Origin of the sequence: Pseudomonas saponiphila, assembly GCF_900105185.1 — a bacterium.
GTDB classification, from domain to species: domain Bacteria; phylum Pseudomonadota; class Gammaproteobacteria; order Pseudomonadales; family Pseudomonadaceae; genus Aquipseudomonas; species Aquipseudomonas saponiphila.
Genome location: NZ_FNTJ01000001.1, coordinates 1942501 through 1954507, shown reverse-complemented (window position 1 = coordinate 1954507; position 12007 = coordinate 1942501). Strand labels below are relative to the sequence as shown.

Below are 12007 nucleotides of genomic sequence, written 5' to 3'. Positions count from 1 at the left end.
GCCTCTTCCCTCCGGACGATCGCCGTCCTCGCCAGGGGCGCCAGGTTTTTTCGGCGCCCCCCGGCCTCTGCTTGAAGTGCTGCTACGCTCAGCGCGGGCCTGCTCGATTTCAACACCGCCACGCAACGCGGAATTACCCTACTGTATGACGCGATGATGGACCCCATCTCGAGACTGGTGCTGGACGCCTACTTCCTGAGCCACCCGAGGAACCTGCGGATCGGTTACGCCGCCGCCTGCGACGGTTCCGCCAAAAGTCTGCAAAGCCTGCCACCCTATCGACCCGCCACTCGCGATGAAGCCAAGCGCATCTACCAGGGCTCGGTAAAGCTGGTATCGGATGGCTCCAACCAGGGCCTGACCGGCTACCAGAGCGTGGACTACTGCTGTGAAACCACCCCCCGCCGGGGCAATTTCAATGTCTGCGACGACCAGCAGCCGGAGCCGAAAACCCTCCCCGTGGCCTACCAGACCCTGGTCAGCAGCGCCGTCGAAACCGGCTGGCCCTTGATGATTCATGCCAACGGCGACCGAGCCATCGACTTCACCCTGCAAGCCTGCGCGGGGACCTTCAAGGGCGGCAACGGCCTGGAAAAGCGCCATCGCATCGAACACTGCTCGCTGCTGGACGAGGACAGTATCAAGCGCATGAGCCACCTGGGCCTGTCACCGAGCTTCCTGATCGGACATGTCGGTTACTGGGGCTACTCCTTCCAACAGGCGATTTTCGAGCAGCGGGCCGAGACCATGCTCGACCTGTACAAATCGGCCCTCAAGCACAACCTGCGCATTTCCCTGCACAGCGACTGCACGGTCACACCGCTGGGCCCGCTGCGCTCCATGGAGCAGGCGGTGACCCGCAAGATGGAGGGCATCCGCAGCACACAAGCACCATATCCGGTCCTGCAGAACCCTGATGACTACCCGGTGCTCAACGCTGGCCAATGCCTGACCCGCCAAGAGGCGCTGAAAGCCATCACCTACGACGCCGCCTGGCAGTGTCACGCCGAGGCTTGGACCGGGTCGCTGCAGGACGGGAATTTCGCCGACTTGGTGATCCTCGATCAGAACCCGTTGGACGAGAAGGTCCCGGCCACCCAGATTCGCGACATCAAGATCCGCGAAACCTGGAAAGGCGGCCAACGGGTGTACCTCAACGCGGGAGACTGACTGCGGCCAATGCAAGCCGGGGGTTGTTCGAGCCCCCGGTGCACGTTGTAGGAGCCGGCTTGCCGGCGAAAAGGGCCGGATGTCGTGGATGGCCGCTGCGCGGTTCGCGAGCAAGCTCGCTCCTACTGTTCCCGTGGGGGCAGTTAGGGTCGGTATCCCTGGGTCAGCAACCAGCTGCGGATCTGCCGATCCTGCTCCGGGCCGAGCACAGCCAGCGCCTGGGCCGCGCCCTGGCTGCGCAAACGCCGCAGCAGCGGCGCCAGTTCCACGCCCTGCACATGCCAGATGCCCAGGGGCTGGTCCGGGGTGATCACGACGTCGGCTTCATCCACCAGGCCATCGCGCAACACCGGGGCGCGCTCGATGCGCAAGGCGGCAAAGTCCGCAGCCGCGTGGGCTGGCTGCGGGTCCGGCCAGCCTCGACGAGCCTGCCAGAACGCCTGCTCGGGCCAGCGCTGCTCAGCGGCGTAGAAGTCCCGGCCAATGCGCGCAAAACGCAGGAACAGCTGCTCCACCCGCTGCCCATGGAAGCGCTGCGCCAGCGCTGCACGCTGGGGCCGCTGCAACAGCGTGTTGATCACCGCCGGGGCCTGCAGGGCCGAGGACAGGGACTGGAAAATGCCGTTGCCGGACAAGGGGTCCACCGCCATCGCCGCATCGCCGACCCGCAGCCAGTTGGCGCCACACACCTGGGGGCTGAGAATCGCCGTGCTGCTGCGGGCATGCAGCTGCAGTTGCTGTTCCTCGCCACCGGCAAAGAACTCCCGGGCCAGGGCCGACGCCTGGCGACGCTGGCGACAGTAGGCCAGCAACCGCGACTTGTCCGGTAGACGGGCGCTGGCCACATCCAGGGTCAGTTGCCAGTAGCACTGGCCGTCGGCACGCCGGGCCATCCAGGCCCAGCCGTCCTCCAGGCTGTACACCGCGCTGGCGGCTGTGCCGCCGGGGCCCTGCCAGCGGTTGAGCAGGCTGACGGTTTCCGGACCGCGCAGGCCTGCAGCCAGCCCCCGGCGCAACGCCTTGTCCAGCGCCGGCGCCTGACGCCCACGGGCCTCGACCAGAAATGAGGCGGCCAACGCCTCGGCGCCCTCGACTTGAACCCGGTGCCCGAGCACCGTGGACTGCACAGCCCGGACCCGCCCCTCGATCAGCGTTACCCCCGCCTCGTGCAAGGCATCGCGCAGGCCACGGTCGAACGCCGGGCGGTCCAGCAGATACTCGACGTTCTGCGCATGCTCCTCGCCGTTCCACGCCACTTGCCGCTGCGAGGGGTGCAGTGCCTGCGCCAGTGCCGACTCCAGGCCGGCGCCGCGCAAGGCCTCCAGCACCCGCTGCGAGACACCTTCCAGGGCCGCAAAGCGCCGCCAGTCGCTGACCAGGGTCACCGGGTAGCCGAGGCGTCGTAGCCCCAGGGCCACGGCCGCGCCGGCCGGGCCGGCTCCCAGAATGACGATGGGCTTCATGCTTTGTGTCGCCGTTCGGGGCCATGGTAAGCGGCGTGCGCTTGCAGCCACTGGCGTACCTGCAGATCGCTGGCCTGGGGCTGGACACGCAGGTAAGCGCCGATGTGCCCGCTCAAGGCCGCGCACCCCAGGCTGGCCCCGGATGGCCCCGAAGGGCCGTCACGCACGCAGGCGCCGAAGTCCGCTTGGGCGGTGTTCAACCAGGACCAGTGTTCAGCGCTGCAACGCGCATCGCCGGTCACCCGCAGCACACCGGGGTAGCTGGCGGGAAACACCGGCTCGCCCTGGGCCGGGCTGGACGCGCAGAGCATGACCCCGGCCGCCACGGCTTCGGCGCAGGCGGCGCGCAGGGCGGGCCGGTCCTGACGCAGGCCGAGGCTGAGGTTGATCAGCCGCACCTTCTGCTCCAGCAACCAGTACAGGGCCGCACTGACTTGCGCGGCGCTGGTGACCCCGCGCTGGTCGAACACCTGGGCCAGGTAAAGCCGGGCGCTCGGCGTGCGCTGGCCGATGGCCTCGATGATCGCGCTGCCATGGCCGAGCGCATCCTCCTGCAACGGACCTTCGCCGATGCCTTCGGGGTGCAGGAAGAATCGTCGCCCGCCGGCGATCCGCTGATGGGCGGCATGGCCGCTGTCGATCACGCCAATGCGCAGTTCAGGCTTCATGGGTTGCCTCCAGCACGTGCAGCACGCCCTCGCGCAATTCGAAACGCAACTCGGCATTGGCCAGGGTCGAAGGCCGGTGGCTGATGAGGATGCGCGTGCGCCCGGCGAACAGCCGGTCGATGGCCTCGATCACCTCGCGCTCGGTGGCTTCGTCCACCGCCGAGGTGGCTTCGTCCAGCACCAGGATCATCGGGTCCTGAAGCAGGGCCCGGGCGATGGCGATGCGTTGTTTCTGCCCGCCGGACAATTGCTGGCCGCGCTCGCCCAGGGGGCTGTCCAGGCCTTCGGGCAGGGACTCGATCAGGCTCTGCAATTGCGCCAGCCGCGCCACTTCGGCCACCGCCTCGCGGCTGGCGTCGGGCACGCTGTAGGCCAGGTTGTCCGCCAGGCTGCCGCGAAACAGCACGATGTCCTGGCTGACCACCGCCACCCGCCGCCGCAGTTGCATCAGGTCCAGCTGGCGCAGGTCGACGCCACCCAGCAGCACCTGCCCGGATTGCGGGTCGTGGTGGCGCTGCAACAGGTCGATCAGGGTGCTCTTGCCCGCCCCCGAACTGCCGCTGAGCGCCACTTTGCGGCCGTAGGGAATCCGCGCTTCGACGCCCTGCAAGGTCATCCCGCGCCCCGGGTGGCAAAAGTGCACGGCATGGAAATGCAGCTCGCCCTGCTCCGGCACCGGCAGCGGTGCCTCGGGGTGGGTGATCGCCGGCTCCTCGCCGCGCAACTCCATGACCCGGCCCAGGCTCACGGTCATGCGCTGGATCGCCACGTACAGCCCGAGCAGGCTCTGCACCGGGCCCACCGCCATGCCCAGGTAAGTGGAAAAGGCGATCAGCGCCCCCAGTTGCCAGGTGCCCTGCACCACCCAATAACCGCCGATCAAGAAGGCGCAGGCCCGGGACAATGAGGTCAGGGTGCCGGGCACCGCCTGGGTGAAGAACTCGGTGACTTGCAGCTTGAGCAGCTGGTTCATGTAGCCCTGGCCGAGGCCGTTCAGGCGCTGCGCTTCGCGTTGCTGCTGGCCGGCGCTCTGGATGAATTTCATCACCGGCAGGGTTTCCACCAGGAACGCGGACATGTCCGCCGAACGCTCGCGCAACTGGCGCACATCGCGCTCGACCTTGCGCCGCATCCAGCGCAGCCAGAGCACGTCCAGGGGAATCAGCAGCAGGGCCAAAAGCGAGAGTTGCCAGGACAGGGTCAGCAGCATGGCCAGGGCCACCACCAGGCCAATTACGCTGGACACCGCGGAGAACAACGAGTCGACGGCAAAGCGCTGGATCTCCGCGACATCGCCGTCCAGGCGCGACATCAGGTCGCCGATCCGCCGCTGCCCGTAGAAGCCCGGCGACAGGCGCTGCAAGTGCCGGTAGAGGTCGTCGCGCAGGGCGAACAGAATGCGCCCGGACAAGCGCGTGTGCAGGTAACGGTTGACCCCGGAGAGCACGGTGCCCAGCAGCCCGGCGCCGATCATCAGGCCGGCGATCAGCACCAGCCGGGGAAAGTCGCGGGCCAGCAGGCCGTCGTCGATCAGCAGTTTGGTCAGCCAGGGTTGCACCAGCACCAGCAAGGATGCGCACACCGACAGCCCCAGCAGCCCGCCGATGGCCAGCCGCTGCGGCCGGACGAAACCGTAGAGCCAGCCCAGGGCCGCGCTCAGCGCCTGGGGATCGCGGCTGTCCACCAGCCGGGTGATCAGGCGCCGCATCAGGCGCGCAACTGCTTGAGCTTGCGGTACAGGGTCGCGCGGCTGATGCCCAGGGCCTCCGCCGCCGCCGAGACATTGCCCCGGTGGTTGTCCAGGGCGCTGCGGATCAACTCCAGTTCGTTCTCGCGGATGCTCCCGGTCGACGGCCGGGCATGGGCGTTGAGGTCGTCGAGCATGCTGTCGGGCAGGTGTTCCAGGCCGACCTGCTGTTCGCCCTCTTCGCGCAGGGCCAGGGCGGTGCGCAGGACCATCTCCAGCTGGCGGATATTGCCCGGCCAGTGGTAGTCCGCCAGCAACCGGCGCAGCTCGCCGCTAAGGCTCACGTCGGCGCCGCCGAGCCTGGCCAGCAGGCTGTCCACCAGGGATTGCAGGTCTTCACGTTCGCGCAGCGCCGGCAGCCGTACGCTGATGCCGTTGACCCGGTAGAACAGGTCTTCGCGAAAGGCCTTGTCCTGCACTTGCTGCTTGAGGTCGCGGTGGGTGGCGCAGATCAGCGCGATGTCTATGTCCTGTTCTTCGCCGGCCCCCAGAGGCGCCACCTTGCGGTCTTGCAAGACCCGTAGCAACCGGGCTTGCAGGGCCAGGGGCATGTCGCCGATCTCATCGAGGAACAGGGTGCCGCCATGGGCCTGTTGCAGGCGCCCGATCATGCCGCCGCGACGTGAGCCGGTGAAGGCGCCCTCGCGGTAGCCGAACAGTTCCGACTCGATCAGGCCTTCGGGAATGGCCGCGCAGTTGACTGCGACAAAGGGTTTCTCGGCACGGCTGCCGGCGCGGTGCAGGGCCCGGGCCAGGACTTCCTTGCCGGTGCCAGTCTCGCCCAGCAGCAACACCGGCAAGCCATTGGCCAGGCCCTGGCGGGCCATGCGCAAGGTGCGGGCGTAGCGGCTGTTGCCGCCGGCCAGGGCCTCCAGGTCCTGGGGCAGCGGCGCGGCCTTGGCGGCGCTGCGTGGCGCGCGGTGCAGGTTCAGCGACGGCTGCGGCGCCCGCAGGGCCTTGTAGAACAGCTCGCCCTTGGCGGTCTGCAAGCTACCCACCGCCCCTTGTTGCATGCGCGCCAGCAACTGCAAGCCATCGAGTCCGAGGAACTCTTCGCAACGCCGCCCCACCAGGGCCGCGCGCGGGGTGCTGAGCAACTGGCAGGCCTGGCCGCTGACCGCGAGGATCTGCCCGCCCAGGCTCAGGGCCAGCAGCCCCTGCCACGGCGATTCGAGGTACTGCCGGCGGCTGTGGAAGGCCAGGACGATCTGCTCCGGGTAGGAGGCGTGGAACACCCGTGCCTCGATCTGGCTGACCGCCATGGACAACAGCGCGGTGCTGTCCTGGGCCCGGCCGAGGGGGCCTTCGCGGGTCAGGTCGAGCACCCCGATCATTTCGCCCTGGGGGCACTGGATCGGCACCGAGGTGCAGGAGAAATGGCTGAGGCGGTCCAGGTAATGCTCGCCGCAATCGATCAGGGTTGGCCGGGCTTCCACCAGGGCCGTACCCAGGGCGTTGGTGCCACGGGTGGCTTCGCTCCAGCAGGCGCCGAGGGTGATGTCCTGCACGCCGCTATCCTTGAGCCGGTCGGCGCGGCCCTCTATGGCCAGGATGGTGGCGTCGGCATTGGCCAGGATGATCAGGCCGTCTTGGCCTTGATGCTGGTTCAGGTAATCGATGGCCGGGGTCGCAGCATCCAGCAACAGACGATTGCTGGCCAGCAGCACGTCGAGGCTGGCGCCGGATTCCAGGGTCAGTTGATGCTGGCTGCCAAAGTGCACGCCATGGCTCAGGCTGCGCCGCCATGACGCATCGATTTCCGCACGCAGGACCCCGTCGGGGATCTCGCCTTCCAGGTGCAGCCGCTCCCGGGCCAGCCGGGCTTCGTGTTGCTGCTCACCCTTTATTGTTTTTATAAGAGTCATCAAGCGCTCCGAATCGGTCCGCCCGCAGTACCCGCTCCACTCCCTTGGATTGCGCGAGGCACGCAAGCCGTGGTCAATGTCTACACCGGGTCCAGGGGGCAGTAAAGGGCTCTGACCCGGATCAGTGGGTCGCCCTGCATTGCTTTGCCTTTCCTTGAAGATCAAGCAAGACCTGCGCCAGCCGGCGCTGACGCTCGGGCATCTTGACGTTTACGTCAAGCAAATGGCAAGTGCCACATGAGGCCGGTACGCCGCCAATGGGAAGCTGGCTTGCCAACGAACAGGGCCTTTTGTGGGTGCAAGACCTGGGGGGCTCTTCGTCGGCAAGCCGGCTCCTGCATCGGGATATCGACAGCCCGATGGTGAAATGACTCAGACGTGGGGATCGCCGGGGGCCTTGGCCGGAGCGGCGTATTGCGGCTTGAGGTGGCCGTTCTGGTCCAGTAGCCAGGCATCCATGATCTGTCGCACCACGGGGCCGGCGACCCGACCGCCGGCTTCGCCGTTCTCGATCATCACCGAGATCACGATCTGCGGGTGCTCGGCCGGGGCGAAGCCGACGAACAGGGCGTTGTCGCGGTTGCGCTCGCGGGTCTTGAGGCGGTCGTAGCGTTCGCCCTGCTTGATCGCCACCACCTGGGCGGTGCCACTCTTGCCGGCAATGCGGTATTGCGCTCCGGCGGCCGCGGCGCGGGCAATGCCTCGCGGGTCGTGCATGACCATTTGCATGCCGTGGTTGACCTGATCCCAGTCATGGGGATTCTTCAGCAGGATGTTGGGCATCGGGTGCTCATCCACCGGGGCCACGCCGTCGATGGTCTTGGCTAGGTGCGGGCGGTTCCACACGCCCTTGTTGGCAATCAGCGCGGTGGCCTGGGCCAGTTGCAGCGGGGTGACCTGCATGTAGCCCTGACCGATGCCGAGGATCACTGTTTCCCCCGGGAACCAGGGCTGGCGGCGAGTGGCGCGCTTCCAGGCCTGGGACGGCATCAGGCCGGGGGATTCTTCGAACATGTCCAGGGAGACTTTTTCGCCGAGGCCGAACATCGCCATGTAGTCGTGCAGGCGGTCGATGCCGAGCTTGTGCGCCAGGTCGTAGAAGTAGGTGTCGTTGGAGCGCATGATCGCGGCGTCCATGTCCACCCAGCCATCACCGCTGTGGTTCCAGTTGCGGTATTTGTGGTCGAAGTCCGGCAGTTGGTAGTAGCCCGGGTCGAAGACGCGGGTCGACGCGGTGACTACGCCGGTATCGAGGCCGGCAATCGCCACTTCCGGCTTGATGGTGGAGCCTGGGGCATAGAGGCCGCGTAGCACCCGGTTGAACAATGGGCGGTCGATGGAGTCGTGCAGCGCTGCGTATTCCTTGAAGCTGATGCCGGTGACGAACAGGTTGGGGTCGAAGCTGGGCTTGCTGACCATGGCCAGCACTTCACCGGTGGCCGGGTCCAGGGCGACCACGGAGCCACGGCGATCCCCCAGGGCTTCTTCGGCGGCTTCCTGGAGCTTGATGTCCAGGCTCAGGACGATGTTCTTGCCGGGGATCGGATCGGTGTGCTTGAGCACCCGCATCACCCGGCCCTGGGCGTTGGTTTCAACTTCTTCGTAGCCCACGTGGCCGTGCAGTTCGGACTCGTAGAACTTCTCGATCCCGGTCTTGCCGATGGATTGAGTACCACGGTACTCCACCGAATCCAGGGTCTTGGCTTCCTTTTCGTTGATCCGCCCGACATAGCCAATGGAGTGTGCAAAGTGCGCGCCCATGGGGTAGTGGCGAACGAACTGGGCTTCGACATCCAGGCCCGGCAGGCGGTATTCGTTGACCGCCAGTATGGCGATCTGCTCCTCGGTGAGTTCGTAGAACAGGGTCACGGGTACGAAGGGGTGACGGGCCTGCTTCATCTCCTTGTCGAACAGGGTGCGGTCTTCTGGCGGCAGGTGCAGCAGGTCGACCACGGTGTCCAGCTCGCCCTTGAGGTCGGTGGTGCGTTCGCGGGTGATGGTCAGGTTGAAGCTGGGGCGGTTGTCGGCCAGGAGCACGCCATTGCGGTCATAGATCAGTCCTCGGGTCGGGGTGATCGGCAGCACGTGGACGCGGTTGTTTTCCGAGATGGTGGCGTGATAGTCGAACTCCACCACCTGGAGGAAATACATGCGCCCTACCAGGGCACAGGTGATGGCCACCACCAGCACAGCACAGGCCAGCAGGCGCTTGTTGACCAGGCGGTTTTCTTTTTCGTGGTCCTTGATCGGAATCGCTTCGGGCATTGCTACAGCTTCTCGTTGAATAGAGGTCGACGCTGATCCGTGCGGATGAACTCAAGTCCCTAAAAAAGAGCTGCACCATACCAAAAACTGCTCATCGATTTTGAGGGGATTTCTATCGTCACTGATCAGTGGTGTCGGTCCTCTGTGTCAGTGGAAGCAGGACCCGCCAAAGCGGGAATGGGCCACCCCCTGGCAGTGTCGCGTGGCGCTGGCAGCCGTAAGCACACGAGCGTGGCCAGCCCCAGCAGCGCAACTTTTCTGCAGCACAAAAACAAAACCCCAACTGCTTTCGCAATTGGGGTTTCGGAATTTAATCTTGACGATGACCTACTCTCACATGGGGAAACCCCACACTACCATCGGCGATGCATCGTTTCACTTCTGAGTTCGGGATGGGATCAGGTGGTTCCAACGCTCTATGGTCGTCAAGAAATTCGGTAGCCAGTCCGTTGCTCGTGCAACGTGCCAGCGAATGGGTATGTAATAGAGTTGGTGTTTTGTGAGCCTGCAAACTTTCGGTTTGTTTCGTCTTCACACACCGCAATCTGGCCTCTTTCGAGTTCGCAAATTGCTTGGGTGTTATATGGTCAAGCCTCACGGGCAATTAGTATTGGTTAGCTCAACGCCTCACAGCGCTTACACACCCAACCTATCAACGTCGTAGTCTTCGACGGCCCTTTAGGGGATTCAAGATCCCAGTGAGATCTCATCTTGAGGCAAGTTTCCCGCTTAGATGCTTTCAGCGGTTATCTTTTCCGAACATAGCTACCCGGCAATGCCACTGGCGTGACAACCGGAACACCAGAGGTTCGTCCACTCCGGTCCTCTCGTACTAGGAGCAGCCCCTCTCAAATCTCAAACGTCCACGGCAGATAGGGACCGAACTGTCTCACGACGTTCTAAACCCAGCTCGCGTACCACTTTAAATGGCGAACAGCCATACCCTTGGGACCGGCTTCAGCCCCAGGATGTGATGAGCCGACATCGAGGTGCCAAACACCGCCGTCGATATGAACTCTTGGGCGGTATCAGCCTGTTATCCCCGGAGTACCTTTTATCCGTTGAGCGATGGCCCTTCCATACAGAACCACCGGATCACTAAGACCTACTTTCGTACCTGCTCGACGTGTCTGTCTCGCAGTCAAGCGCGCTTTTGCCTTTATACTCTACGACCGATTTCCGACCGGTCTGAGCGCACCTTCGTACTCCTCCGTTACTCTTTAGGAGGAGACCGCCCCAGTCAAACTACCCACCATACACTGTCCTCGATCCGGATAACGGACCTGAGTTAGAACCTCAAAGTTGCCAGGGTGGTATTTCAAGGATGGCTCCACGCAGACTGGCGTCCACGCTTCAAAGCCTCCCACCTATCCTACACAAGCAAATTCAAAGTCCAGTGCAAAGCTATAGTAAAGGTTCACGGGGTCTTTCCGTCTAGCCGCGGATACACTGCATCTTCACAGCGATTTCAATTTCACTGAGTCTCGGGTGGAGACAGCGCCGCCATCGTTACGCCATTCGTGCAGGTCGGAACTTACCCGACAAGGAATTTCGCTACCTTAGGACCGTTATAGTTACGGCCGCCGTTTACCGGGGCTTCGATCAAGAGCTTCGCGTTAGCTAACCCCATCAATTAACCTTCCGGCACCGGGCAGGCGTCACACCCTATACGTCCACTTTCGTGTTTGCAGAGTGCTGTGTTTTTAATAAACAGTCGCAGCGGCCTGGTATCTTCGACCGGCATGAGCTTACGGAGCAAGTCCTTCACCCTCACCGGCGCACCTTCTCCCGAAGTTACGGTGCCATTTTGCCTAGTTCCTTCACCCGAGTTCTCTCAAGCGCCTTGGTATTCTCTACCCAACCACCTGTGTCGGTTTGGGGTACGGTTCCTAGTTATCTGAAGCTTAGAAGCTTTTCTTGGAAGCATGGCATCAACCACTTCGTCACCTAAAAGGTAACTCGTCATCAGCTCTCGGCCTTGAAACCCCGGATTTACCTAAGATTTCAGCCTACCACCTTAAACTTGGACAACCAACGCCAAGCTGGCCTAGCCTTCTCCGTCCCTCCATCGCAATAACTAGAAGTACAGGAATATTAACCTGTTTTCCATCGACTACGCTTTTCAGCCTCGCCTTAGGGACCGACTAACCCTGCGTCGATTAACGTTGCGCAGGAAACCTTGGTCTTTCGGCGTGGGTGTTTTTCACACCCATTGTCGTTACTCATGTCAGCATTCGCACTTCTGATACCTCCAGCAAGCTTCTCAACTCACCTTCACAGGCTTACAGAACGCTCCTCTACCGCATCACTTACGTGATACCCGTAGCTTCGGTGTATGGTTTGAGCCCCGTTACATCTTCCGCGCAGGCCGACTCGACTAGTGAGCTATTACGCTTTCTTTAAAGGGTGGCTGCTTCTAAGCCAACCTCCTAGCTGTCTAAGCCTTCCCACATCGTTTCCCACTTAACCATAACTTTGGGACCTTAGCTGACGGTCTGGGTTGTTTCCCTTTTCACGACGGACGTTAGCACCCGCCGTGTGTCTCCCATGCTCGGCACTTGTAGGTATTCGGAGTTTGCATCGGTTTGGTAAGTCGGGATGACCCCCTAGCCGAAACAGTGCTCTACCCCCTACAGTGATACATGAGGCGCTACCTAAATAGCTTTCGAGGAGAACCAGCTATCTCCGAGCTTGATTAGCCTTTCACTCCGATCCACAGGTCATCCGCTAACTTTTCAACGGTAGTCGGTTCGGTCCTCCAGTCAGTGTTACCTAACCTTCAACCTGCCCATGGATAGATCGCCCGGTTTCGGGTCTATTCCCAGCGAC

6 protein-coding genes and 2 rRNA genes (1 of these 8 cut by a window edge) are annotated in these 12007 nt (G+C 63.4%); 1 reads left to right on the top strand and 7 read right to left on the bottom strand.

Annotated elements, in window-relative coordinates:
• Positions 1–156: 156 nt before the first annotated feature.
• A complete protein-coding gene (locus BLV47_RS09285) occupies positions 157–1170 on the top strand; it encodes an amidohydrolase family protein (protein ID WP_244168850.1) in 1014 nt (337 codons plus the stop codon).
• Between the two features lie 143 nt (positions 1171–1313).
• Here BLV47_RS09285 and qhpG read toward each other — a convergent pair whose 3' ends face one another.
• The 7 genes from qhpG to BLV47_RS09250 all read right to left on the bottom strand — a co-directional run.
• The gene (qhpG, locus tag BLV47_RS09280; RefSeq protein WP_092312439.1) at positions 1314–2633 is read right to left on the bottom strand and encodes a flavin-dependent monooxygenase QhpG; all 1320 of its coding nucleotides are present in this window, start codon (positions 2631–2633) and stop codon (positions 1314–1316) included.
• A complete protein-coding gene (gene qhpE, locus BLV47_RS09275; protein ID WP_092312436.1) occupies positions 2630–3301 on the bottom strand; it encodes a subtilisin-like serine protease QhpE in 672 nt (223 codons plus the stop codon). Before qhpE ends, qhpG begins: the two co-directional genes overlap by 4 nt.
• Complete coding sequence (locus BLV47_RS09270) at positions 3291–5009, bottom strand: ABC transporter ATP-binding protein (protein WP_092312433.1); 1719 nt, start codon at positions 5007–5009, stop codon at positions 3291–3293. The genes qhpE and BLV47_RS09270 overlap by 11 nt, the downstream gene beginning before the upstream one ends.
• Positions 5009–6913, bottom strand: coding sequence for a sigma-54-dependent Fis family transcriptional regulator (locus BLV47_RS09265; protein ID WP_092312430.1), 1905 nt, complete (start codon positions 6911–6913; stop codon positions 5009–5011). Before BLV47_RS09265 ends, BLV47_RS09270 begins: the two co-directional genes overlap by 1 nt.
• A 372-nt stretch (positions 6914–7285) precedes the next feature.
• Positions 7286–9178 carry a penicillin-binding protein 2 gene (mrdA, locus tag BLV47_RS09260; protein ID WP_092312427.1) on the bottom strand — a complete coding sequence of 631 codons (1893 nt, stop codon included), beginning with the start codon at positions 9176–9178 and terminating at the stop codon, positions 7286–7288.
• A 314-nt stretch (positions 9179–9492) separates the two neighbouring features.
• A 5S ribosomal RNA gene (rrf, locus tag BLV47_RS09255) occupies positions 9493–9608 on the bottom strand.
• Between the two features lie 153 nt (positions 9609–9761).
• Positions 9762–12007, bottom strand: a 23S ribosomal RNA gene (locus BLV47_RS09250); it runs 646 nt beyond the window's last position.

Bases quoted from the DNA above. Each gene is read 5' to 3' on its own strand.
- BLV47_RS09285 (WP_244168850.1), top strand. From the start codon at position 157: ATGGACCCCATCTCGAGACTGGTGCTGGACGCCTACTTCCTGAGCCAC.
- qhpG (WP_092312439.1), bottom strand. From the start codon at position 2,633: ATGAAGCCCATCGTCATTCTGGGAGCCGGCCCGGCCGGCGCGGCCGTG.
- qhpE (WP_092312436.1), bottom strand. From the start codon at position 3,301: ATGAAGCCTGAACTGCGCATTGGCGTGATCGACAGCGGCCATGCCGCC.
- BLV47_RS09270 (WP_092312433.1), bottom strand. From the start codon at position 5,009: ATGCGGCGCCTGATCACCCGGCTGGTGGACAGCCGCGATCCCCAGGCG.
- BLV47_RS09265 (WP_092312430.1), bottom strand. From the start codon at position 6,913: ATGACTCTTATAAAAACAATAAAGGGTGAGCAGCAACACGAAGCCCGG.
- mrdA (WP_092312427.1), bottom strand. From the start codon at position 9,178: ATGCCCGAAGCGATTCCGATCAAGGACCACGAAAAAGAAAACCGCCTG.